The 23,033-nt window shown below is 70.9% G+C and carries 21 protein-coding genes; 1 reads left to right on the top strand and 20 read right to left on the bottom strand.

Features of this window, described 5'->3' with window-relative positions; translation table 11 throughout:
* Nucleotides 1-8: 8 nt before the first annotated feature.
* From ACFQVC_RS25985 to pyrR, 16 genes are all read right to left on the bottom strand, one after another.
* Nucleotides 9-2,165: a primosomal protein N' gene (locus ACFQVC_RS25985; protein WP_381834937.1), complete on the bottom strand. Its 2,157-nt coding sequence runs from the start codon at nucleotides 2,163-2,165 to the stop codon at nucleotides 9-11.
* A 140-nt stretch (nucleotides 2,166-2,305) separates the two neighbouring features.
* Nucleotides 2,306-3,514 carry a methionine adenosyltransferase gene (gene metK, locus ACFQVC_RS25990; RefSeq protein ID WP_381834939.1) on the bottom strand — a complete coding sequence of 403 codons (1,209 nt, stop codon included), beginning with the start codon at nucleotides 3,512-3,514 and terminating at the stop codon, nucleotides 2,306-2,308.
* Between the two features lie 240 nt (nucleotides 3,515-3,754).
* Entirely contained in the window at nucleotides 3,755-5,035 is a 1,281-nt protein-coding gene (coaBC, locus tag ACFQVC_RS25995) for a bifunctional phosphopantothenoylcysteine decarboxylase/phosphopantothenate--cysteine ligase CoaBC (RefSeq protein ID WP_381834941.1), read from the bottom strand.
* Nucleotides 5,036-5,113: 78 nt separating this feature from the next.
* Nucleotides 5,114-5,386, bottom strand: coding sequence for a DNA-directed RNA polymerase subunit omega (gene rpoZ, locus ACFQVC_RS26000; RefSeq protein WP_005319902.1), 273 nt, complete (start codon nucleotides 5,384-5,386; stop codon nucleotides 5,114-5,116).
* A gap of 28 nt (nucleotides 5,387-5,414) precedes the next feature.
* Nucleotides 5,415-5,972, bottom strand: a complete 558-nt coding sequence (gene gmk, locus ACFQVC_RS26005; RefSeq protein ID WP_381834944.1) for a guanylate kinase — start codon at nucleotides 5,970-5,972, stop codon at nucleotides 5,415-5,417.
* 38 nt (nucleotides 5,973-6,010) lie between these two features.
* On the bottom strand, nucleotides 6,011-6,334 hold the full coding sequence (locus ACFQVC_RS26010) for an integration host factor (protein WP_005319887.1): 324 nt from the start codon (nucleotides 6,332-6,334) through the stop codon (nucleotides 6,011-6,013).
* Between the two features lie 265 nt (nucleotides 6,335-6,599).
* Nucleotides 6,600-7,598 (bottom strand): dihydroorotate dehydrogenase, encoded by a 999-nt coding sequence (locus ACFQVC_RS26015; protein ID WP_381834946.1) that lies wholly within the window; start codon nucleotides 7,596-7,598, stop codon nucleotides 6,600-6,602.
* Entirely contained in the window at nucleotides 7,595-8,467 is an 873-nt protein-coding gene (locus ACFQVC_RS26020; protein WP_381834948.1) for a dihydroorotate dehydrogenase electron transfer subunit, read from the bottom strand. Before ACFQVC_RS26020 ends, ACFQVC_RS26015 begins: the two co-directional genes overlap by 4 nt.
* Before the next feature lie 210 nt (nucleotides 8,468-8,677).
* Nucleotides 8,678-9,523, bottom strand: a complete 846-nt coding sequence (pyrF, locus tag ACFQVC_RS26025) for an orotidine-5'-phosphate decarboxylase (RefSeq protein WP_381834950.1) — start codon at nucleotides 9,521-9,523, stop codon at nucleotides 8,678-8,680.
* Complete coding sequence (locus ACFQVC_RS26030) at nucleotides 9,520-10,632, bottom strand: quinone-dependent dihydroorotate dehydrogenase (protein ID WP_381834952.1); 1,113 nt, start codon at nucleotides 10,630-10,632, stop codon at nucleotides 9,520-9,522. The genes pyrF and ACFQVC_RS26030 overlap by 4 nt, the downstream gene beginning before the upstream one ends.
* Nucleotides 10,633-10,696: 64 nt before the next feature.
* Entirely contained in the window at nucleotides 10,697-14,005 is a 3,309-nt protein-coding gene (gene carB, locus ACFQVC_RS26035; protein WP_381834954.1) for a carbamoyl-phosphate synthase large subunit, read from the bottom strand.
* A complete protein-coding gene (gene carA, locus ACFQVC_RS26040) occupies nucleotides 13,998-15,152 on the bottom strand; it encodes a glutamine-hydrolyzing carbamoyl-phosphate synthase small subunit (protein ID WP_381834956.1) in 1,155 nt (384 codons plus the stop codon). Before carA ends, carB begins: the two co-directional genes overlap by 8 nt.
* Nucleotides 15,149-15,718 carry a PH-like domain-containing protein gene (locus tag ACFQVC_RS26045; RefSeq protein WP_381834958.1) on the bottom strand — a complete coding sequence of 190 codons (570 nt, stop codon included), beginning with the start codon at nucleotides 15,716-15,718 and terminating at the stop codon, nucleotides 15,149-15,151. Before ACFQVC_RS26045 ends, carA begins: the two co-directional genes overlap by 4 nt.
* Complete coding sequence (locus tag ACFQVC_RS26050) at nucleotides 15,715-17,001, bottom strand: dihydroorotase (RefSeq protein ID WP_381834960.1); 1,287 nt, start codon at nucleotides 16,999-17,001, stop codon at nucleotides 15,715-15,717. The genes ACFQVC_RS26045 and ACFQVC_RS26050 overlap by 4 nt, the downstream gene beginning before the upstream one ends.
* A gap of 2 nt (nucleotides 17,002-17,003) precedes the next feature.
* Complete coding sequence (locus ACFQVC_RS26055) at nucleotides 17,004-17,984, bottom strand: aspartate carbamoyltransferase catalytic subunit (RefSeq protein WP_381834962.1); 981 nt, start codon at nucleotides 17,982-17,984, stop codon at nucleotides 17,004-17,006.
* A 93-nt stretch (nucleotides 17,985-18,077) separates the two neighbouring features.
* Complete coding sequence (gene pyrR / locus ACFQVC_RS26060) at nucleotides 18,078-18,656, bottom strand: bifunctional pyr operon transcriptional regulator/uracil phosphoribosyltransferase PyrR (protein WP_381834964.1); 579 nt, start codon at nucleotides 18,654-18,656, stop codon at nucleotides 18,078-18,080.
* Between the two features lie 196 nt (nucleotides 18,657-18,852).
* Here pyrR and bldD point away from each other — a divergent pair, with 196 nt between their 5' ends.
* Nucleotides 18,853-19,353 carry a transcriptional regulator BldD gene (gene bldD / locus ACFQVC_RS26065; protein ID WP_030278578.1) on the top strand — a complete coding sequence of 167 codons (501 nt, stop codon included), beginning with the start codon at nucleotides 18,853-18,855 and terminating at the stop codon, nucleotides 19,351-19,353.
* Between the two features lie 250 nt (nucleotides 19,354-19,603).
* Here bldD and nusB read toward each other — a convergent pair whose 3' ends face one another.
* The 4 genes from nusB to ACFQVC_RS26085 form a co-directional block, all read right to left on the bottom strand.
* Nucleotides 19,604-20,038 (bottom strand): transcription antitermination factor NusB, encoded by a 435-nt coding sequence (nusB, locus tag ACFQVC_RS26070; protein WP_381834967.1) that lies wholly within the window; start codon nucleotides 20,036-20,038, stop codon nucleotides 19,604-19,606.
* Nucleotides 20,039-20,040: 2 nt separating this feature from the next.
* Complete coding sequence (efp, locus tag ACFQVC_RS26075) at nucleotides 20,041-20,607, bottom strand: elongation factor P (RefSeq protein WP_381834969.1); 567 nt, start codon at nucleotides 20,605-20,607, stop codon at nucleotides 20,041-20,043.
* A gap of 52 nt (nucleotides 20,608-20,659) precedes the next feature.
* On the bottom strand, nucleotides 20,660-21,766 hold the full coding sequence (locus ACFQVC_RS26080; RefSeq protein ID WP_381834971.1) for an aminopeptidase P family protein: 1,107 nt from the start codon (nucleotides 21,764-21,766) through the stop codon (nucleotides 20,660-20,662).
* Nucleotides 21,767-21,990: 224 nt separating this feature from the next.
* On the bottom strand, nucleotides 21,991-22,872 hold the full coding sequence (locus ACFQVC_RS26085; protein ID WP_381834973.1) for a Pro-rich N-terminal domain-containing protein: 882 nt from the start codon (nucleotides 22,870-22,872) through the stop codon (nucleotides 21,991-21,993).
* Nucleotides 22,873-23,033 lie beyond the last annotated feature (161 nt).

Below are 23,033 nucleotides of genomic sequence, written 5' to 3' on the forward strand. Positions count from 1 at the left end.
GCCGGGGGCTATCCGATGTCCGGCGGATCCACCCTGACCCGCACCACATCCCCCTCGCTGCGCCCCGCCCGGGCCATCCGCGCCGCCTGCGCCGTCTTCAGGGCGCCCGCGAGGGCGGCCCCGCTGCCGGGCGGCACCCGTACCAGGACCCGCTCCCACTGCTCGCCGGGCGGCGGAGCGCCAGGCCTGCGGGGCCTGCCCGGCTCCGTCACCGGTACGGACACAGGGCCCAACACCTCGGCGTCGCCGGGGAGTTCGGCCGCCGCGAGAAACTCCGCGAGCGCTTCGGGCCGGGCCGACACCGCCGCCATCCGGGACACCGGCGGGAAGCCGAGCTCGGCCCGCTCGGCGAGTTCGCGCACCGCGTGCCCTGCCGGATCCCAGCGCACCAGGGCCTGCACGGGCCGCAGGGTCGGCTCGGCGACGACCACCACGGTGCCGCCCGCGCCCTGCGGACGTACCAGCGAGGCGGCACCGAGCCAGCGCCGCAGGGCGTCCTCACCGGCACGCAGGTCGGGGCGGCCGAGCATGGCCCAGCCGTCGAGCAGCAGGGCCGCCGCGTACCCGCCGTCGGCGACGGGTTCGGCGCCCGGGGTGGAGACGACGAGGGCGGGAGCGTCGGGCACCGTGTCGAGCACCTGCTCGCGTCCCGAAGTCCGCACCGGCACCGCGGGAAAGGCCCGCCCCAGCTCCTCCGCGGTACGCCGCGCGCCCACGATCTGGGCCCGCAGCCGGAAGCCGCCGCACTCGCCGCAGTGCCACTCGCTCTCCCCCTGCCCGCACCACGCGCAGTGCAGCGGCCCGGCGTCCTGCGCCTCGAGGGGGCCGGCGCAGTGCCGGCAACGGGCGGGCTCACGGCAGCGCTCGCAGGCGAGCCGCGGTACGTAGCCACGCCTGGGCACCTGGACGAGGACCGGGCCGTTCCGCAGCCCGTCGCGCACGGCCTGCCAGGCGAGGCTGGGCAGCCGCGCGGCGCGCGCCGCCTCGTCGCGCGCCAGGTCGCCGTCGCCGACGGTCCGCACGAGGGGCGCGGCGCCGCGCACCTGCTCACGGTCGGCGGCCAGGGGCAGCGCCCAGCCGCTCTCGACCAGCTGCGCGGCCTCCACGGTGCAGCTCCAACTCCCGAGGAGAAAGGCGCACTTGTCGTGGGCGGCGCGCAGCAGCAGCACATCGCGCGCGTGCGGCTGGGGGGCGTGCGGTTCGCTGTGGCTGCCGTCGCCGTCGTCCCAGATCGCGACGAGTCCCAGATTCTGCACGGGCGCGAACATGGCGGCCCGGGTGCCCACCACGGCGCGCACGGACCCGCGCCGCACGGCCAGCCATTCGCGGTAGCGCTTCTCGGGGCCTGCGTCGGCGGTCAGGAGCGCGTGCCGCCCCTCTCCGAGCAGCGCCGTCAGGGCGGCGTCCACGCGCGCGGCGGCCCGTCCGTCGGGCACGACGACCAGGGCGCCACGGCCTGAGGCGAGCGTGGCCTGGACGGCGCGCGCCAGCTCATCGGCCCACTGCGGGCCCGGCAGCGCGTTCCACACGGCGCGCGGCGCACCCCCCTGCGCCAGCGCCTCGACGAAGGCCACGCCCCGCCCATAGCGCGCCCAGCTCCCGGCCTCAGGAGCGGGTGGCGCGGGCAGCGGCTCGGGCGAGGGCTTCTTCTCCGCCCGGGCGTTACGCGGCGGAATGGCCAGCTGCAGCACATCGGCGAGGCTCCCCGCGTACCGGTCGGCGACGGCGCGTGCGAGCCCGAGCAGCTCGGGGCTCAACACCGGCTCGGGCGAGACGACTTGGGCCAGCGCGGCCAGCGGCCCCGAATAGTCCGAGTCCGCGAGCCGCTCGATCACAAACCCGCTGATGAGCCCGCCGCCCTCGCGCCGCCCTCCGTGCACCTGATGCCGTCCGGCCCCGAACCGCACCCGCACCCGCACACCCGGCTGCGCGTCGGCGTCCAGCTCCTCAGGCACCGCGTAGTCGAAATACCGGTCGAGGTGCAGCACACCCTTGTCGACAAGCACCCGCGCGACCGGCAACTCCCCGGCCAGCGCGGCCCCCCGCCAGGTCCGCGGCTTCGCCCGCGGCACCTTGGCCTTGCGCACCGTCTCCCGAATGAGCGCGAGCTGCTCCGGCGCCGCGTCCTCCGCGTCACCGGGCTCCTGCTCGTTCTGGCTGCTCACAGCCAAATTCCTATCAGACCCCACCGACAACCAACCCGCCCAAGCCCTCTGAGCGGCGGTCCGCGAGCGGCGCAAACGCCGAGGCCCGGCTCCCCCAAAAAAGGGAACCGGGCCTCCAACTACCCGGAGAGCCGCCGGACTTAGAGCCCCGCAGCCTTCCGCAGTGCGTCCACGCGGTCCGTCTTCTCCCAGGTGAAGTCCGCGAGGCCGCGGCCGAAGTGGCCGTACGCCGCGGTCTGGGAGTAGATCGGGCGGAGCAGGTCGAGGTCGCGGATGATCGCGGCCGGGCGCAGGTCGAAGACCTGGGAGATGGCCTGCTCGATCTTCTCGACGTCCACCGTGGCGGTGCCGAAGGTCTCCACGAACAGGCCCACCGGCTCGGCCTTGCCGATCGCGTAGGCGACCTGGACCTCGCAGCGGGCGGCGAGACCCGCGGCCACGACGTTCTTGGCGACCCAGCGCATGGCGTAGGCGGCCGAGCGGTCGACCTTGGACGGGTCCTTGCCGGAGAAGGCGCCGCCGCCGTGGCGGGCCATACCGCCGTAGGTGTCGATGATGATCTTGCGGCCGGTCAGGCCCGCGTCACCCATCGGGCCGCCGATCTCGAAGCGACCGGTCGGGTTGACCAGGAGGCGGTAGCCCTCGGTCTCCAGCTTGATGCCGTCGTCCAGGAGCGCCTTGAGCTCCGGCTCGACCACGAACTCGCGGATGTCGGGCGCGAGCAGAGAGTCCAGGTCGATGTCGCTCGCGTGCTGCGAGGAGACCACGACGGTGTCGAGGCGGACCGCCTTGTCGCCGTCGTACTCGATGGTGACCTGGGTCTTACCGTCCGGGCGCAGATACGGGATCGTGCCGTTCTTGCGGACCTCGGACAGCCGGCTGGAGAGCCGGTGGGCCAGGTGGATCGGCAGCGGCATCAGCTCGGGCGTCTCGTCCGACGCGTAGCCGAACATCAGGCCCTGGTCGCCCGCGCCCTGCTTGTCCAGCTCGTCCTCGTCGCCCTCGACCCGCTTCTCGTACGCGGTGTCGACACCCTGCGCGATGTCCGGGGACTGCGCTCCGATGGAGACGGAGACGCCGCAGGAGGCGCCGTCGAAGCCCTTCTTCGACGAGTCGTAACCGATCTCGAGGATCTTGTCGCGCACCAGCTGCGCGATCGGCGCGTACGCCTTGGTCGTGACCTCACCGGCGACGTGCACCTGGCCGGTGGTGATCAGCGTCTCCACGGCGACCCGGGACGTCGGGTCCTCACGCAGAAGCGCATCGAGAATGGTGTCGCTGATCTGGTCAGCGATCTTGTCGGGGTGGCCCTCGGTCACAGACTCCGAGGTGAACAGACGACGGGACACAACGCTCCCTGGGGTTGCAGCGGCTGCTGGCTGATCATTGGCGGACCGGCCGGGAGCTGCGCCCGGCGTCGTTCCACAACCAGTTTATCGGTCGCCTCCGGCCACTGGACCACGCGTCTCGTTTGCTGGATGCCCAGTGACCTGCGGCACTGCATTCTGCGATACGAAGATAGGGCTCCACTAGAGGGCCTGTGACCGAATTCCTGGGGTTTGAGGCGCCCGATGGAGCGAAAGTTACATTCAGGCGAGGCGGCGGGAAACAAGGTTCCACACGATGTCCGCAAGTGCTTCCTTCGGACCGTGCGGTACGGGCGTCTCGGAACCGTCGGATCCGAGCACCACCGCTTCGTTCTCCTCGGCTCCGAAGGTCTTGCGCTCCCCGACCTCGTTGACGACCAGGAGATCGCAGCCCTTGCGCTCCAGCTTGGCCCGCCCGTTGGCCAGTACGTCATCGGTCTCCGCGGCGAAACCCACGACGACCTGACCGGCTCGGGGCCGGTCCCCGGCGATCTCGGCGAGGATGTCGGGGTTACGGACCAGGGTGATCGGCTCGGGCTCCAGGCCGTCCTTCTTCTTGATCTTTCCGGCGGCGTATGTCGCCGGGCGGAAGTCGGCGACGGCCGCGGCCATGACCACGGCGTCGGCGTCGGCGGCGGCCTTCAGGACGGCTTCGCGCAGCTGTACGGCGGTGCCCACCGGGACGACGTCGACGCCCGCGGGGTCCGGCAGCGCGGCGTTGGCGGCGATCAGCGTGACCCGGGCGCCGCGCGCCGCCGCGGTGCGGGCGAGCGCGTAGCCCTGCTTGCCGGAGGAGCGGTTGCCGAGGAAACGGACGGGGTCGAGGGGCTCACGGGTACCGCCCGCGCTGACCACCACGTGACGGCCCGCGAGATCGGCCTCGGCGCCTCCCCCGGCGAGCACCCGGCGGCACACCTCGAAGATCTCGCCGGGCTCGGGCAGCCGGCCCTTGCCGGTGTCCACACCGGTGAGGCGGCCGACGGCGGGCTCGATGACGACGGCGCCCCTGCGGCGCAGCGTCGTGACGTTCTCCTGCGTGGCCGGGTGCTCCCACATCTCGGTGTGCATGGCGGGTGCGAAGACCACCGGACAGCGGGCCGTGAGCAGGGTGTTCGTCAGCAGGTCGTCGGCGAGGCCATGGGCGGCCTTGGCGAGCATGTCGGCGGTGGCGGGGGCCACCACCACCAGGTCGGCGCCCTGCCCGATGCGGACGTGCGGGACCTCGTGGACATCGGACCAGACCTCGGTGGAGACGGGGTGGCCGGAGAGCGCGGACCAGGTGGCGGCGCCGACGAAGTGCAGCGCGGACTCGGTGGGCACGACGCGTACGTCATGACCGGACTCGGTGAGCCGCCGCAGCAGCTCGCACGCCTTGTAGGCGGCGATCCCGCCGCTGACCCCCAGAACGACCTTCGGCTTACGGCCCTTCTCCACTGCGCCCACTGCCTCGTCCACTACCTCTCCCCTGCTGGCGAACCGTACGTACCGAACCGTACGTCCCATGACACACCACAGGCCCGGCAGATGCTCTGCCGGGCCTGTGGTGAAAGAACTGGTGATTCCCGCTGAATTACCCGTCGATTACTGGGCCGGGCCCTCGATGGCCTCGGAGGTCAGCAGGCCTGCGTTGATCTCACGCAGGGCGATCGAGAGCGGCTTCTCGTGGACGTGGGTGTCCACCAGCGGACCGACGTACTCGAGGAGGCCCTCGCCGAGCTGCGAGTAGTACGCGTTGATCTGGCGGGCACGCTTGGCCGCGTAGATCACCAGGCTGTACTTCGAGTCGGTGGCTTCGAGGAGCTCGTCGATCGGCGGGTTGATGATGCCCTCGGGCGCGGTGATGGAAGAGGACACGCTCTACCTTCCGAAAGATGGGAAAAGATCAGACAACGTCCATCAAGGCTAGCAGCTCACGCGCCACGTCCTCGACGGAGGTGTTGACAAGGGTCGTATCGAACTCCGACTCGGCCGCGAGCTCCACCTGCGCCGCCGCGAGACGGCGCTCGATGACCTCGGGGGCCTCGGTACCGCGGCCGGTGAGCCGGCGCACCAGCTCGTCCCAGCTGGGCGGAGCCAGGAAGACCAGCTGGGCCTCCGGCATCGACTCCCGGACCAGACGGGCGCCCTGCAGATCGATCTCGAGCAGGACGGGCTCGCCCTTCTCCAGACGTTCGAGGACGGCGCCGCGCGGAGTGCCGTAGCGGTTGCCCGCGAATTCGGCCCACTCAAGCAGCTCGCCATTGGCGATCAGCTTGTCCATCTCCTCGTCGGTGACGAAGAAATACTGCACGCCGTGCCTCTCCCCGGGGCGCGGCTTGCGAGTGGTGGCCGATACCGAGAGCCAGACCTCGGGGTGTTCCTTGCGCATATGAGCGACGACCGTGCTCTTGCCGACCCCCGAGGGGCCGGAGAGCACGGTCAGCCGCGGACGTTCACTCATGCAGCGATTATCCAGGTTCTCAGGAGTGCCTGAGACCGTCAGGCGGCGCCGCCGCCGAACTCGCGCTCCAGGGAAGCGATCTGGTTGGAGCCGAGACCGCGCACCCGCCGGCTCTCGGAGATGCCGAGACGCTCCATGATCTGCTTGGCGCGGACCTTGCCGACGCCGGGCAGCGACTCGAGGAGGGCGGAGACCTTCATCTTGCCGATGACGTCATTCTCCTGACCCTGCTTGATGACCTCGTGAAGGGAGGCGCCGGAGTGCTTGAGTCGATTCTTGACCTCGGCCCGCTCCCGGCGAGCCGCGGCGGCCTTTTCGAGCGCGGCTGCGCGCTGTTCAGGGGTAAGGGGCGGAAGAGCCACGCCTACGTCACCTCGGTTGTCGAACTGTCGGATACGGACCGGTGAGGAACCTAGTCGCCCCACACCTGGGGAGCAACGAGCAACGCGCTTGCCCGTGCACTCTCGACGGAGACTAGCGGCCTGGACCGCCGGAGTCAGCGAGAACAGCGGAAAAGTCCTGGTCAGCCTCCGCTGAACTATACATATCTGGCATTTCGACCATGATTTGGGTCCCGAGTTGGCCGGGAGCCGGTCACAAAGCGCCTCCGCACATGCCGGATAAACGTCAAGACAGCCTCTGTGCGAGTCCGATGGCGTCTCTGAAAGAGCCGATCGACCGTTCCGCGAGCGCCGCGCGCAGCTCTTCGAGTACGCGGACGGGGGCCGAGGGGTCGTTGAAGATCGCCGTGCCCACGGCGACGCCCGAAGCGCCGGCGAGCACGAACTCCAGGGCGTCGCGGCCGGAGGCGATGCCGCCCATGCCGAGGATCGGCACCTCGCGCACCGCGCCGGACCGCATCGCCGCGTACACCTGGTACACGCAGCGCACCGCGACCGGTCTCACCGCCGGCCCCGAGAGGCCGCCGGTGACGCCCGCGAGGGCGGGGCGCAGGGTGTCGGTGTCGATGGCCGTGCCGAGGAGCGTGTTGATCATCGAGAGGCCATCGGCGCCCGCCTCCGTGCAGGCCGCGGCGATGTCGGCGATCGAGGTGACGTCGGGGGTGAGCTTGGCGTATACGGGCAGCGCCGGGTCGGCCGCGGCGCGGACCGCCTTGATCACGTCGTACGAGGAGACCGGGTCGCAGGCGAAGACGAGGCCGCGGTTGGCGACGTTGGGGCAGGAGATATTGGCCTCGATGCCCACGACGGCCGGCTGTCCGGCCAGACGGGCCGCGGCCTCGGCGAACTCCTCGGTGCGCTCCCCCGCCACCGACACCAGGACGCGGGCGCCGCGCTCGGCGAGCCACGGCAGCTCGTGCTCCACGAAGTGGTCGATGCCGGAGCCCTGCAGACCGATGGAGTTCAGCATGCCGCTGGGTGTCTCGGCCATCCTCGGGGTGGGCCGGCCCGAGCGCGGATACGGCATGATCGTCTTGGTCGTGACGGTGCCGAGCGCGGACAACGGCAGGAACCGGTCGAGTTCACGCCCGTAGCCCGCGCATCCCGAGGCGGTGCTCACGGGGTTGGGCAGCGTCACGGTCGCGCCGAGCGGGGCCGACATGTCGACATCGTGGGGTGCCAGTCCGGACGCGGGCCGGGGCGCGGGCCGGGGTGTGGACGTCATCGGGCCGCCTCCGTGGAGCTGTTGGTGTGCGGGGTCATGGCGGCGGCGCCCTCCAGGTCGGGCGGCAGCTTGCCCGCGTCCGCCCAGCGCACCTTCGTACCGTCGAAGACCGGGCCCGAGGTGCACGAGCGAAGGAAGCGTGTGGTCCCGTCGTCCCCCACGACCGGCAGGACACAGGTCATACAGACCCCGATGCCGCAGGCCATGGCCTCCTCGACGGCGGTGTGGCTGCGGGCTCCCGCGGCTGTGGCGAGCGCGGTGACGGCGCGCAGCATGCCCATGGGGCCGCAGGAGTGGACCTCGGTCGCGTCGAGGGCACGGAGCATGGCGGGCAGCGGGTCCGTGACGACGCCCTGTTCACCGTACGACCCGTCGTCGGTGACGACCGCGACGTGTGGCGTGAGGGCGCGGGCCAGATCGACTCCGAAGAGGCGGTCTGCGGTCGCGGCTCCCAGTACGAAGCCGACGCGGCCTCCGCGCGCGAGGATGCGCTCGGCGAGCGCGAACATCGGGGCGCTGCCGTAGCCGCCCGCGACCAGGACCGCCGCGACGGGCCCGGCGGGGAGCGGGAAGGGCGTGCCGAGCGGGGCGACCAGGTCGACGGTGTCGCCGGGGCGGTGCCGGGCGAGCGCTCTGGTGCCCCTGCCGTGCTCGGCGAAGACCAGCTCGAGGGTGTCCGCCGCCGGGTCGGCGCGGTGGATGGAGAAGGCGCGGCGCAGCAGCGTCGCGGAGTCGCGCCCGCCGATCGCCAGGGCGGCGAAGTGGCCGGGTGCGGCGTCCGCGGCGGCTCCGCCCGCGCGCAGGAGCAGGCGGTGGTAGGCGCCTGCGGGGGTGAGGGCGAGGATCTCGGCGGGGGTCTGGACCGGCACAGGGGGCTCCCTGGACGCGACGGGTTACGGGCCCCTTGATCCATCATCGGGCACGGGTACGGCCGTGCCCGGGCGCGAAGGTCCTGTACGGGTGCGCGAAGGTCCCCTTCCCCGGCCCTGTCGCCGGAAGGTCCTCTTCCCCGGCCCCGTCGCCGGAGGAGCAGGCAGATCGGCCCCTCCGGCGATGGCGGCAGTGGAGGCGTGACGGCCCTACGCCGCGGCGACCGCCGTCCGCACCTCGTCCGCGAACCGCTGCGCCGCGTCACGGAGACCCGCCACGTCCGGCCCGTGCCGCAGCACGCCCCGGCTCACGTTCGGTACGACGTTGCGTACGACGGAACCGAAGACCCGGGGCAGATCCGCCGGGGTCGCGCCCTGTGCCCCGATGCCGGGGGCGAGCAGCGGGCCGTTGATGTCCAGGTCGTACGAGGAGAGATCGCCGAGGGTCGCGCCGACTACCGCGCCGAAGGAGCCCATGGGCTCGGCCCCCGCGTTCTCCGCCGCGAGGTGGGCCAGCATCGTGGCGCCCACCGAGCGGCCGTCCACGCGCACCGCGTGCTGTACCTCGGCGCCCTCCGGGTTGGAGGTCAGGGCGAGCACGAAGAGGCCCGCGCCGCTCTCGCGCGCCAGGTCGACGGCGGGCTTGAGGGAGCCGTAGCCGAGGTAGGGCGACACGGTCAGGGCGTCCGAGAACAGCGGGGAGTCCTTGCGCAGGAAGGTCTCCGCGTACGCCGCCATCGTCGAGCCGATGTCACCGCGCTTGGCGTCCATGACGACCAGCGCGCCCGCGGCCCTGGCCTGCTCGACCGACTTCTCCAGTACGGCGATACCGCGCGAGCCGAAGCGCTCGAAGAAGGCCGACTGCGGCTTGAACACGGCCACCCGCTCGCCGAGCGCCTCGACGACGGTGCGCGAGAAGCGCTCCAGGCCGTCGACGGTGTCGGGCAGGCCCCAGGAGTCGAGCAGGGCCGCGTGCGGGTCGATGCCGACGCACAGCGGGCCGCGCTCGTCCATGACGCGGCGGAGCCGGGTGCCGAAGGACTCGGGTGTGCTCATGCTGCGGCCTTCTTCCTGACGTCGGCGCCGACGGCCTCGGCGAGGGTGGCGTACGGGCTGTTGTTCAGACGGGCCGCGAGGCCCTTGTGCATCGCGCGCATCCAGAAGGGCCCCTCGTAGATGAAGGCGCTGTAGCCCTGGACCAGGGTCGCTCCGGCGAGGATGCGCTGCCAGGCGTCCTCGGCGTTCTCGATGCCGCCGACGCCGACGAGCGTGATGTCGTCGCCCACGCGCGCGTAGAGGCGGCGCAGGACCTCCAGGGAGCGCTCCTTGAGGGGCGCTCCGGAGAGCCCTCCGGTCTCCTGCACGAGGGCCGGGTCCGACTGCAGGCCGAGGCCCTCGCGCGCGATGGTGGTGTTGGTGGCGATGATGCCGTCCAGGCCGAGTTCCACGGCGAGGTCGGCGACCGCGTCGATGTCCTCGTCCGCGAGGTCGGGGGCGATCTTCACCAGGAGCGGTACGCGGCGGCCGTCGACGCTGCGGTCCGCGGCCTCTCGTACGGCCGTGAGGAGCGGGCGCAGGGATTCGGTCGCCTGGAGGTTGCGCAGCCCCGGGGTGTTCGGGGACGACACGTTCACGACGAGGTAGTCGGCGTAACGGGCAAGCCGCTCCGCCGACTTGACGTAGTCGGCGGTCGCCTCCTCCTCGGGTACGACCTTGGTCTTGCCGATGTTGACGCCGACCGTGGTCCGGAAAACCGCCTTCCGCGCGGCGAGGCGTTCGGCGACGGCGGCGGAGCCCTCGTTGTTGAAGCCCATGCGGTTGATCAGGGCGCGGTCCTGCACCAGGCGGAAGAGGCGCTTCTTCGGGTTGCCGGGCTGCGGCTCGCCCGTGACCGTGCCGATCTCGATGTGGTCGAAGCCGAGCATCGTCATGCCGTCGACGGCCACGGCGTTCTTGTCGAACCCGGCGGCGAGCCCGAAGGGGCCGTGCATGCGCAGGCCGAGCGCCTCGGTGCGCAGTTCCTTGTGGCGGGGCGCGAGGGCCGCGGCGACGAAGGTGCGCAGGACCGGGATACGGGCGGCGAGCCGGATCCAGCGGAAGGCCAGGTAGTGGGCCTGCTCCGGGTCCATGCGCTTGAAGACGAGCTGGAAGAAGAGTTTGTACATCTCAAGTCCTCGGTGGGCCTCATGAAGAGGGGGACACCGTTTCCGGTGTCCCCCTCGTGGGCTGCTAGTCGCGAGCCGCGGTCAGGTGTTCCGCGTGTTCCTGCAGTGAACGCACGCCCACGTCACCGTGGTTGAGCGCGTCGATGCCCTGGACGGCGGCGGCGAGCGCCTGCACCGTCGTCAGGCACGGCACGGAGCGCGCCACGGCCGCCGTGCGGATGTCGTAGCCGTCGAGACGGCCGCCGGTGCCGTAGGGGGTGTTGACGATCAGGTCGACCCCGCCCTCGTGGATCAGCTGGACGATCGTCTTCTCGCCGTTCGGGCCCTCGCCCTCGGACTGCTTGCGCACGATCGTGGCGTTGATGCCGTTGCGCTTGAGCACCTCGGCCGTACCGGAGGTGGCGAGCAACTCGAAGCCGTGGGCGACGAGTTCACGCGCCGGGAAGATCATCGAGCGCTTGTCCCGGTTGGCGACCGAGATGAACGCCCGGCCCTTGGTGGGCAGCGGGCCGTACGCACCGGCCTGCGACTTGGCGTACGCCGTGCCGAAGACCGAGTCGATGCCCATGACCTCGCCGGTGGAACGCATCTCCGGGCCGAGGACCGTGTCGACGCCGCGGCCGTGGATGTCACGGAAGCGCGACCACGGCATGACGGCCTCCTTGACGGAGATCGGCGCGTCCATGGGGAGCGTGCCGCCGTCGCCCGTCGCCGGCAGCAGACCCTCCGCCCGCAGCTCGGCGATGGTCGCGCCGAGCGAGATCCGGGCGGCGGCCTTCGCCAGCGGCACCGCGGTCGCCTTCGAGGTGAAGGGGACGGTGCGCGAGGCACGCGGGTTCGCCTCGAGGACGTAGAGGATGTCGCCGGCCATCGCGAACTGGATGTTGATCAGTCCGCGGACGCCGACTCCCTTGGCGATGCCCTCGGTCGAGGCACGCAGGCGCTTGATGTCGAAGCCGCCGAGGGTGATCGGGGGCAGCGCGCACGCCGAGTCGCCGGAGTGGATACCGGCCTCCTCGATGTGCTCCATGACGCCGCCGAGGTAGAGCTCCTCGCCGTCGTAGAGCGCGTCGACGTCGATCTCGATGGCGTCGTCGAGAAAGCGGTCGACGAGGACCGGCCGCGAGGGGCTGATCTCGGTCGACTCCTCGATGTACGCGGACAGGCGGGCCTCGTCGTAGACGATCTCCATGCCGCGGCCGCCAAGGACGTACGACGGGCGTACGAGCACCGGGTAGCCGATCTCGTCGGCGATCGTCTTCGCCTCCGCGAACGTCGTGGCCGTGCCGTGCTTGGGCGCCGGAAGACCGGCCTCCGCCAGCACCCGGCCGAAGGCACCGCGGTCCTCGGCGGCGTGAATGGCCTCGGGCGAAGTGCCCACGACCGGGACGCCGTTGTCCTTGAGCGCCTGCGACAGACCGAGCGGGGTCTGGCCGCCGAGCTGCACGACGACACCGGCGAGCGGGCCCGCCTGCTGCTCGGCGTGCACGATCTCCAGGACGTCCTCGAGGGTGAGCGGCTCGAAGTAGAGCCGATCGGAGGTGTCGTAGTCCGTGGAGACGGTCTCGGGGTTGCAGTTGACCATCACGGTCTCGTAGCCCGCGTCGCTGAGCGCGAACGAGGCGTGGACGCAGGAGTAGTCGAACTCGATGCCCTGGCCGATCCGGTTCGGGCCCGAGCCCAGGATGATCACCGCGGGCTTCTCGCGCTTGGCGACCTCGGTCTCCTCGTCGTACGAGGAGTAGAAGTACGGGGTCTTGGCGGCGAATTCGGCGGCGCAGGTGTCGACCGTCTTGTAGACCGGGCGTACCCCGAGCGCGTGCCGGACCTCGCGCACGACGTCCTCGCGCAGGCCGCGGATCTCGGCGATCTGGTGGTCCGAGAAGCCGTGCCGCTTGGCCTCGGCGAGCAGATCGGCGTCCAGGCGCTCGGCGCCGGCCAGCTCGTCCGCGACCTCCTTGATGAGGAAGAGCTGGTCCACGAACCAGGGGTCGATCTTCGTGTAGTCGAAGATCTCCTGCGGCGTCGCACCGGCCCGGATGGCCTCCATGACGGTGTTGATACGGCCGTCGGTGGGCCGCACGGACGCTTCGAGGAGCTCCTTCTTGTCGCCGGTCTCCCCGGTGAAGGAGAACTGCGAGCCCTTCTTCTCCAGGGAGCGCAGCGCCTTCTGGAACGCCTCGGTGAAGTTACGGCCGATCGCCATGGCCTCGCCCACCGACTTCATGGTGGTGGTGAGGGTGTTGTCGGCGGACGGGAACTTCTCGAACGCGAACCGCGGCGCCTTGACCACGACGTAGTCGAGCGTCGGCTCGAAGGAGGCCGGGGTCTTCTCGGTGATGTCGTTCGGGATCTCGTCCAGCGTGTAGCCGACGGCCAGCTTGGCGGCGATCTTGGCGATCGGGAAGCCGGTGGCCTTCGAGGCGAGCGCCGAGGAACGCGACACACGCGGGTTCATCTCGATCACGATGACGCGGCCGTCGACCGGGTCGATCGCGAACTGGATGTTGCAGCCGCCGGTGTCGACACCGACCTCGCGGATGATCGCGATGCCCACGTCACGCAGCCGCTGGTACTCGCGGTCGGTCAGCGTCATCGCCGGGGCCACGGTGATCGAGTCGCCGGTGTGCACGCCCATCGGGTCGAAGTTCTCGATGGAGCAGACGACCACGACGTTGTCGTTCTTGTCGCGCATCAGCTCCAGCTCGTACTCCTTCCAGCCGAGGATGGACTCCTCGAGGAGCACCTCGGTGGTCGGCGAGAGCGTGAGGCCCTGTCCGGCGATCCGGCGCAGCTCCTCCTCGTCGTGTGCGAAGCCGGAGCCTGCGCCGCCCATGGTGAACGAGGGGCGGACGACGACGGGGTAGCCGCCGAGCTCCTCGACGCCCTTGAGGACGTCGTCCATGGAGTGGCAGATGTAGGAGCGGGCGGACTCGCCGTGCCCGATCTTCTTGTTGACCTCTTCGACGACGTCCTTGAAGAGGTCGCGGTCCTCGCCCTTGTTGATCGCCTCGACGTTGGCGCCGATGAGCTCGACGCCGTACTTCTCGAGAACGCCCTGCTCGTGCATGGAGATCGCCGTGTTGAGGGCCGTCTGACCGCCCAGAGTCGGCAGCAGGGCGTCCGGGCGCTCCTTGGCGATGATCTTCTCGACGAACTCCGGGGTGATCGGCTCGACGTACGTGGCGTCGGCGATCTCCGGGTCGGTCATGATCGTCGCCGGGTTGGAGTTGACCAGGATGACCCGCAGGCCCTCGGCCTTCAGGACACGGCAGGCCTGGGTGCCGGAGTAGTCGAACTCGGCGGCCTGGCCGATGACGATCGGGCCGGAGCCGATGACCAGGACGGACTGGATATCGGTGCGCTTAGGCACGCTCGGCCTCCATCAGGGATACGAAGCGGTCGAAGAGGTACGCGGCGTCGTGCGGGCCCGCGGCCGCCTCGGGGTGGTACTGGACGGAGAAGGCCGGCTGGTCGAGCAGCTGCAGGCCCTCCACGACCTGGTCGTTCAGGCATACGTGGGAGACCTCGGCCCGCCCGTAGGGGGTCTCGCTCACCTTGTCGAGGGGCGCGTCGACGGCGAAGCCGTGGTTGTGCGCGGTGACCTCGACCTTGCCGGTGGTGCGGTCCTGCACCGGCTGGTTGATGCCGCGGTGGCCGTACTTCAGCTTGAAGGTGCCGAAGCCGAGCGCGCGGCCCAGGATCTGGTTGCCGAAGCAGATGCCGAAGAGCGGTGTCTTGCGCTCCAGGACGCCCTGCATCACGGACACGGGATGGTCGGCGGTGGCCGGGTCACCCGGGCCGTTGGAGAAGAACACCCCGTCCGGGTTGACGGCGTACACATCCTCGACCGTCGCCGTGGCCGGAAGCACATGCACCTCGATGCCGCGCTCGGCCATGCGGTGCGGGGTCATGCCCTTGATGCCCAGGTCGACGGCGGCGACGGTGAACCGCTTCTCGCCGATCGCGGGGACGACGTACGCCTCCTTGGTGGCGACCTCCGCCGACAGGTTGGCGCCCTTCATCTGCGGGGCCTCCTGCACCCGGGCAAGCAGCGACGCGTCATCCGCGACCGCCTCGCCGGAGAAGATGCCGACGCGCATGGCGCCGCGCTCGCGCAGGTGCCGGGTCAGGGCGCGCGTGTCGACACCGGAGATACCGACGACGCCCTGCTTGGCGAGCTCCTCGTCGAGGGAGCGCTTGGCGCGCCAGTTGGAGGAGACCCGGGCGGGGTCGCGCACGACATAGCCGGCGACCCAGATCTGCCCGGACTCGGGGTCCTCGTCGTTGACGCCGGTGTTGCCGACGTGCGGAGCGGTCATGACGACGACCTGCCGGTGGTACGACGGGTCGGTCAGGGTCTCCTGGTAGCCGGTCATGCCGGTGGAGAACACGGCCTCGCCGAAGGTCTCCCCCACGGCCCCGTAGGCACGGCCGCGGAAGATGCGGCCGTCCTCCAGGACGAGTACGGCGGGAGCTGCTTTCTTTGGAGAAGCGGTTCCCCTGGTGGAGGTCGTCATCGTGCGGCGCCTTCCGTCGTTTCGTTGGTGTTCATGGAGTTGACCGCCTCGACCCAGGCCGCGTGCTCGGCGGCCCGGTCGGAGCGGAAGCCGGAGTCGAGCAGCTTGTCGCCGTGCGCCCAAGTGACGACGAGCAGCCCGCCTTCGGCGAGTACCTTGCCCGCGATGCCCTTGTCGAGCCGGGCCTCGCGCAGTGCGGCCGCGGGGACGAAGAAGTCGGCGGCCCCGGGGCGTACGACGCTCAGACCCTCGTCCGTGAGCGTCAGCTCGACCCGGCTGCGGGTGCCCAGGCCATGGGCCACGATCCGGTCGAGCCACTGCCCGGCGGTCGTGGAGCCGTGGTAGCGGCCGCTCAGCTCAAGTTTCGCCGGGCCGGTGCTTTCCGGCACGGCGGGCAGCTCGGGCAGATCGCCCTGGAGCGTGCCCCGCCATTTCCAGCCCTGGCGCATCAGCCAGTAGACGAGCGCCACGAAGAGCGCCAGGCCCACGAGCCAGCCGACGCGCGCGGCCCAGTCCGTCACTTCCGCCGACTTCTGTTCGGCGGCGAAAATCCAAGGTGTGCTCACGCCAGCTTCCCGTCGATGACCGTGGCCCGGCCCCGCAGGAAGGTGTGGGTGACACGACCCGGCAGCTCACGGCCCTCGTACGGGGTGTTGCGGCTGCGGGAGGCGAAGCCCGCGGGGTCCACGGCTCCACGGTAAGCCGGATCGACCAGGGTGAGGTTGGCGGGCTCACCCTCCGAGACGGGGCGGCCGTGGCCTTCGAGGCGGCCGATCTTCGCCGGGTTGACGGACATCCGCTCGGCGACGCCCGCCCAGTCGAGAAGGCCGGTGTCGACCATCGTCTGCTGGACGACGGACAGCGCGGTCTCCAGGCCGACCATGCCCATGGCGGCGGCGGCCCACTCGCAGTCCTTGTCCTCGCGCGGGTGCGGGGCGTGGTCGGTGGCGACGATGTCGATGGTGCCGTCGGCGAGCGCCTCGCGCAGGGCCATGACATCGGCCTCGGTGCGCAGCGGCGGGTTGACCTTGTAGACGGGGTTGTACGAGCGCACCAGCTCGTCGGTGAGGAGCAGGTGGTGCGGGGTCACCTCGGCGGTGACGTCGATGCCCTTGGACTTGGCCCAGCGCACGATCTCGACCGAGCCGGCGGTGGACAGGTGGCAGATGTGCACCCGGGAGCCGACATGGGCGGCGAGCAGCACATCGCGCGCGATGATCGACTCTTCGGCGACGGCGGGCCAGCCGCCCAGGCCGAGCTCGGCGGAGACGGTGCCCTCGTTCATCTGGGCGCCCTCCGTGAGGCGCGGCTCCTGCGCGTGCTGGGCGACGACTCCGTCGAAGGCCTTCACGTACTCCAGGGCCCGGCGCATGATCACGGCGTCGTCGACGCACTTGCCGTCGTCGGAGAAGACCATGACCCCGGCCGCGGAGTCGTGCATGGCGCCCAGCTCGGCGAGCTGTTTGCCCTCGAGGCCGACGGTGACGGCGCCGACCGGCTGCACATCGCAGTAGCCGGACTCGCGGCCGAGCCGCCAGACCTGCTCGACGACGCCCGCCGTGTCGGCGACCGGGAAGGTGTTGGCCATGGCGTGCACGGCGGTCCAGCCACCACGGGCGGCGGCCTTGGTGCCGGTCAGGACCGTCTCGGAGTCCTCACGGCCCGGCTCGCGCAGATGCGTGTGCAGATCGACGAGGCCCGGCAGCAGGATCTGGCCCCCGGCCTCGACGACGGTCGCGCCCTCGGCGCTCAGACCCGTGCCGACGGCCTCGATGGTCTCGCCGTCGATCAGTACGTCCTGCGCCTCGCCACCCAGGACCTTGGCACCACGGATAAGGATCTTGCTCATGGTTACTTGCTCTCCTCGGAACGGGCATGGGTGACGGCGGGCTCGTTGCCGCCCAGAAGCAGATAGAGGACGGCCATGCGCGTGTGGACGCCGTTGGCGACCTGCTCGATGGCCGTGCAGCGCTGGGAGTCGGCGACCTCGGCGGTGATCTCCATACCGCGGACCATCGGCCCGGGGTGCATCACGATGGCGTGCTCGGGCATCTTCGCCATGCGGTCGCCGTCGAGGCCGTAGCGGCGCGCGTACTCACGCTCGGTGGGGAAGAAGGCGGCGTTCATCCGCTCCCGCTGCACGCGCAGCATCATCACCGCGTCGGACTTCGACAGCACCTGGTCCAGGTCGTACGAGACCTCGCAGGGCCAGTTCTCGACGCCGACGGGCACCAGCGTGGGCGGCGCGACGAGGGTGACCTCGGCGCCGAGGGTGTGCAGCAGGTCGACGTTGGAGCGGGCGACCCGGCTGTGCAGGACGTCACCGACGACGGTGATCCGCTTGCCGCCGAGGTCCTGGCCGAGCCCGGCGTCGGGCCCGATGAGCCGGCGGCGCATGGTGAAGGCGTCGAGCAGGGCCTGAGTGGGGTGCTGGTGGGTGCCGTCACCGGCGTTGATCACGGCGGCGTCGATCCACCCGGAGGTGGCGAGCCGGTAGGGAGCGCCGGAGGCGCCGTGCCGGATGACCACGGCGTCCACGCCCATGGCCTCCAGGGTCTGCGCGGTGTCCTTCAGGGACTCGCCCTTGGAGACCGACGAGCCCTTGGCGGCGAAGTTGATCACGTCGGCGGAGAGCCGCTTCTCGGCGGCCTCGAAGGAGATCCGGGTACGGGTCGAGTCCTCGAAGAAGAGGTTCACGACGGTACGTCCGCGCAGGGCGGGAAGCTTCTTGATCGGCCGGTCCGCGACCCGGGCCATCTCCTCGGCGGTGTCGAGGATCAGGACGGCGTCGTCGCGGGAGAGGTCGGCGGCCGAGATGAGGTGACGCATCATCTGTCAGGCTCCGTAAGGAAGTTCAGAACTTTTCGGGCATGAGGGCGCGCGGCTGCGCACTCGGGGACGTACAGGAGTGACGTCGGAGTGCGGCTACTGCTCGCCCGCCGGGGCGGTCTGCTTGTCACCGAGCAGCACGGTGTCGCGACCGTCCTCCTCGGCGAGCTGGACCTTGACCGTCTCCCGCAGCGACGTGGGGAGGTTCTTGCCGACGTAGTCGGCACGGATGGGGAGTTCGCGGTGACCGCGGTCCACCAGAACCGCGAGCTGCACGGCACGAGGGCGCCCGATGTCGTTCAGGGCGTCGAGTGCGGCCCGGATGGTGCGCCCGGAGAACAGCACGTCGTCGACGAGCACGACAAGGCTGCCGTCGATGCCCTCCGCCGGGATCGTGGTGCGGGCGAGCGCACGCGGCGGGTGCATCCGCAGGTCGTCGCGGTACATGGTGATGTCGAGGGAGCCGACCGGAATGGCTCGTCCGGTGATCTCTTCGAGCTTGGCGGCGAGCCGGTCGGCGAGAAAGACGCCTCGAGTCGGAATGCCGAGAAGCACCACATCGTCTGCGCCCTTGGCGCGTTCGACGATTTCGTGGGCGATACGGGTCAATACCCTTGCGATGTCGGGGCCTTCGAGAACGGGCCTCGCGACTTCGGAACTGTTATTCGCGTCCATACGAAACGGACCTCCTTCTCCGCCTCACGGGACGGACCTTAAAGGACGTCGAGATTGCGCTTGCCATCCTAACAGCAGCGACAACACCGCAGTTCACGGCCCCTCCAAGGGGGCGGTACGGACCTTTCGGCTTGACGCAGGCAAGTAACGCTGCGTAACCTCACAGTGAGTCACCAGTCTTCGTCCGGGGAGCTATATGTCCAGCGAATACGCCAAACAGCTCGGGGCCAAGCTCCGGGCCATCCGCACCCAGCAGGGCCTTTCCCTCCACGGTGTCGAGGAGAAGTCCCAGGGACGCTGGAAGGCGGTAGTGGTCGGGTCGTACGAGCGCGGCGATCGTGCCGTGACCGTGCAGCGCCTCGCCGAGCTGGCGGACTTCTACGGCGTTCCCGTCCAGGAGCTGCTGCCGGGCACCACCCCGGGCGGCGCCGCCGAGCCGCCGCCGAAGCTGGTTCTCGACCTGGAGCGGCTGGCCCACGTCCCGCAGGAGAAGGCGGGCCCCCTGCAGCGGTATGCGGCGACGATCCAGTCGCAGCGCGGTGACTACAACGGCAAGGTGCTCTCGATCCGCCAGGACGACCTGCGCACCCTCGCCGTGATCTACGACCAGTCCCCCTCGGTCCTCACCGAGCAGCTGATCAGCTGGGGCGTCCTGGACGCGGACGCGCGCCGCGCGGTGGCTCACGACGACCTCTGAGCCGCCTGAGAACTGAGCAGAAACGTGCCGCCGGGGGCGGCCGGGAGCCCTGAGCTCCCGGCCGCCCCCGGCGCCTTACACGTCCACTCAGGGATTCCCCGCCCCTCGCTCCTCAGCTGCCCCGGCCGGCGCACCGGCACAGGCCTTGGCCAAGGCAAGGGCGAGAGCACACCTCCGGTCCGGGCATGACGAAGGGCCCGCGGCGCTGTACGCGCTGCGGGCCCTTCGTCATGGCGGCTTGCGTGGCCTGTCAGGCCTCGTCCCGGCGCAGGGTCGGCTTGAGGTCCTTCAGGCGGCCCAGGAGGCCGTTCACGAAGGCCGGCGACTCGTCGGTGGAGAACTCCTTGGCGAGCTGCACGGCCTCGTCGAGGACGACGGCGTCGGGCGTCGCGTCCTCCCAGATCAGCTCGTAGGCACCGAGCCGCAGGATGTTCCGGTCGACGACCGGCATCCGGTCGAGGGTCCAGTCCACCGCGTACTGGGAGATGAGCTCGTCGATCCGGGCGGCTTTCTCGGCGTACCCCTCGACCAGCTGCATGGTGTACTCACTGACCGGCGGCTGCCGGGTGTCGGTCCGCGCGTGCCGCACCCAGTCGGCGAGCACCGTCAGGACGTCGGTACCGCGCTGGTCGGCCTCGAAGAGGATCTGGAAGGCGCGCTTGCGGGCCGTATTACGGGCAGCCACGGTTAGCTGTTCACCCGGCCGAGGTAGTCGCTCGTGCGGGTGTCGACCTTGATCTTCTCGCCGGTGGTGATGAAGAGCGGCACGCTGATCTGGTGGCCGGTCTCCAGGGTGGCGGGCTTGGTGCCACCGGTGGAGCGGTCGCCCTGCACGCCGGGCTCGGTCTCCTGGATCACGAGCTCGACGGCGGCCGGCAGCTCCACGTAGAGCACCTCACCCTCGTGCTGCGCGACGGAGGCGGTGAAGCCCTCGATCAGGAAGTTCGCGGCGTCGCCGACGGCCTTCTTGTCGACGTGGAGCTGGTCGTAGGTCTCCATGTCCATGAAGACGAAGTAGTCGCCGTCCATGTACGAGAACTGCATGTCGCGCTTGTCGACAGTGGCCGTCTCGACCTTGACACCGGCGTTGAAGGTCTTGTCGACCACCTTGCCGGAGAGCACGTTCTTGAGCTTGGTGCGCACGAAAGCCGGGCCCTTGCCGGGCTTGACGTGCTGGAACTCGACGACGGACCAGAGCTGGCCCCCGTCGAGCTTGAGCACCATGCCGTTCTTGAGGTCGTTCGTGGAAGCCACGGTTGCGGAATCTCCTGGACTGAAGCTGGTGGGACCACGAAGGCCGTACGCGCTAGAGCGCGAGCAGCTCCTTGGTCGTAATGGTGAGTAGCTCGGGTCCGCCGTCCGCCTCGGGGCGTACGACGAGCGTGTCATCGATCCGGACACCGCCCCGGCCCGGGAGGTGGACCCCCGGTTCGACGGTGACCGGCACACAAGCGTCCAGTTTACCCATGGCGCCGGGCGCCAACTGAGGGTCCTCGTCGATTTCGAGTCCGACACCGTGCCCGGTGGCCGGAGGGAGCCCGTCCGCATAGCCCGCCGCGTCCAGGACGGAGCGTGCCGCGTGGTCCACCTCGCGGTACTCGACGCCGGGTGCGAGCGCCTCACGGCCCGCTCGCTGGGCGGCGAAGACCAGGTCGTAGAGCTCGATCTGCCAGTCCGCCGGCGTCGTGCCGATCACGAAGGTGCGGCCGATCTCGCTGCGGTAGCCGCGGTAGGAGGCGCCGAGGCATACGGAGAGGAAGTCCCCTTCCTCCACGCGCCGGTCCGACGGACGGTGGCCGCCACGGCCGGAGTTGACGCCCGCACCCACCGAGGTCGCGAAGGCGGGCCCGTCGGCACCGTGGTCGACCAGACGGCGCTCCAGCTCCAGGGCCAGATGCCGCTCGGTACGGCCGACGAGGATCGATTCGAGCAGCTCGCCGAGTGCCTGGTCGGCGATCTCCGCGGCGATCCGCAGACAGGAGATCTCCTCGTCGTCCTTGACCAGGCGCAGCTGCTCCACGGCACAGCCCAGATCGGCCAGGCGCAGCCGGGGGGCGACGGAGGCGAGGGCGCGATGGCGGGCGACGGTCAGATGGTGTTCCTCGACGGCGAGCGAGTCGGCGCCCTGCCCCGCGGCCAGGTCGGCGGCGGCGACGGCGGCGTCCGCGCCGGCGGAGCCGAGCACCTGCACCCGCAGTGCCTCGTCGGCCCGGCCCTCGGTCGGCTCGCCCGTGGGCAGACTGCGGCACAGGAGCAGGTCGTCGCGCGGCCCGAGCAGGAGCACGGCGCCACCGGGCGCCGCTCCCGCGAGATAGCGGACGTTGGCGGGGCGGGAGACGACCGCGGCCGCGCTGCCGCCGGTCGTGCACTGCTCCCTGAGCCGCTCTCTGCGGGCCGCGTACACCTCTGACATGAGCCGAGCGTACGAGCGGTGGAGCGGAAGGGCCGGTTCAGCGCGTCCGACCGGGCGGCGGGGGGGAACGGCCGTGCGGTCAGCGGGCCTCTGGTGGCGCTGGTGGCGGTGGGGTCACCGGCCCGGTGGGCGGTGGGGTCACCGGCCCTGTGGGCGGTGGGGTCACCGGCCCTGTGGGCGGCGGTGCGGCAGCCCGGTGCCCGGCGGAGGCGCCGCGGGCCGGGCTACCACTGCGGCGGGCTCGCGATGGAGCGGGCGAGGACGTCGTCCAGGACGCGGGCCGTGGTCGGCACGTCGTAGTTGGAGTTGTCGATGATCGGCAGGCCCGAGCCGTACCAGCCGGCCATGCGGCCGTGGATACGGGCCACTTCCTCGTTCGTGAGGCGGCGGTTGCCGCTGCGCTGGGCGTTCCGCTCGAGGACGATCTCCAGGCCGGGGAGCAGCACCACGGGAAGCAGGCCGGGGCCCACGTGCCGCTTCCAGCCGCCGAGGCCGACGACCGGGCGGTCGGGGAAGACCGCGTCGTCCAGGATGCAGGAGATGCCGTTCGCCAGGAAGTTCCGGGCGGCGAAGCCGCAGGTGCGGCGGGCCAGACGGTACTGCGCCTCCGAGTTGTCGTTCCAGCCGGACTGCGGGTCGGCGAAGCCGGAGCGGACCCACTCGCGGACGTCATCGAGGCTGATGTGGGCCGTCGGCACCCCGCGGTGCTCCGCCCAGTACTTGGCGACGGAAGTCTTGCCCGCGCCGGCCGGGCCGATGAGCAGCACCGCGAGGGTGGTCGCGCCCGTGTCGCCCTGGGCCGCGCCGGGCGGCGGGCTCGGTACGGCGACGGGACCGCCCGGGGGCAGCTGGATATGCCCCGTGGTCTCGGTGACGGGCGGCGGCGCCGGGGCGTGCTGCTGGGGCGCCGGTCCGTTGAACCCGGGGGCGTGCGGTGCGGGCGGGGAGCCCGCGGGGTGCGGGGGGCCCTGGTGGGGCGCGGGCCCGCCCGGATGGGGTGCGGGGCCCGCGGGCCCCGGGTGGTGTGCGGCCGGGGACCAGCCGGTGGCCGGTCCGTGCCCCGGCTGATGGGGCGGCGGCAGCGGATTCCCCACTGCGTGCTGCATCCGGTGCCACTCCGTCTCGTACAGGCAACTGGCGCTGGTCGGGCGCTCGTAGAGCTCTTGTCGGGCTCGGGCGGAACCTCGGCGCCCGGGTCCCTACCGAACGGTACCGTCCCCGGCCGCCGTTGTGTGAACGGCCGGGGACGGCCACAAGTGCCCGGGCT

Origin of the sequence: Streptomyces monticola (assembly GCF_042665355.1) — a bacterium.
GTDB classification, from domain to species: Bacteria; Actinomycetota; Actinomycetes; order Streptomycetales; family Streptomycetaceae; genus Streptomyces; species Streptomyces monticola.

Coding starts and splice junctions, on each gene's coding strand:
- ACFQVC_RS26030 (WP_381834952.1), bottom strand. CDS start 10,632: ATGTACAAACTCTTCTTCCAGCTCGTCTTCAAGCGCATGGACCCGGAG.
- pyrF (WP_381834950.1), bottom strand. CDS start 9,523: ATGAGCACACCCGAGTCCTTCGGCACCCGGCTCCGCCGCGTCATGGAC.
- coaBC (WP_381834941.1), bottom strand. CDS start 5,035: ATGGGACGTACGGTTCGGTACGTACGGTTCGCCAGCAGGGGAGAGGTA.
- gmk (WP_381834944.1), bottom strand. CDS start 5,972: ATGAGTGAACGTCCGCGGCTGACCGTGCTCTCCGGCCCCTCGGGGGTC.
- pyrR (WP_381834964.1), bottom strand. CDS start 18,656: ATGGACGCGAATAACAGTTCCGAAGTCGCGAGGCCCGTTCTCGAAGGC.
- ACFQVC_RS26050 (WP_381834960.1), bottom strand. CDS start 17,001: ATGAGCAAGATCCTTATCCGTGGTGCCAAGGTCCTGGGTGGCGAGGCG.
- ACFQVC_RS26055 (WP_381834962.1), bottom strand. CDS start 17,984: ATGATGCGTCACCTCATCTCGGCCGCCGACCTCTCCCGCGACGACGCC.
- carA (WP_381834956.1), bottom strand. CDS start 15,152: ATGACGACCTCCACCAGGGGAACCGCTTCTCCAAAGAAAGCAGCTCCC.
- bldD (WP_030278578.1), top strand. CDS start 18,853: ATGTCCAGCGAATACGCCAAACAGCTCGGGGCCAAGCTCCGGGCCATC.
- ACFQVC_RS26080 (WP_381834971.1), bottom strand. CDS start 21,766: ATGTCAGAGGTGTACGCGGCCCGCAGAGAGCGGCTCAGGGAGCAGTGC.
- ACFQVC_RS26015 (WP_381834946.1), bottom strand. CDS start 7,598: ATGACGTCCACACCCCGGCCCGCGCCCCGGCCCGCGTCCGGACTGGCA.
- ACFQVC_RS26085 (WP_381834973.1), bottom strand. CDS start 22,872: ATGCAGCACGCAGTGGGGAATCCGCTGCCGCCGCCCCATCAGCCGGGG.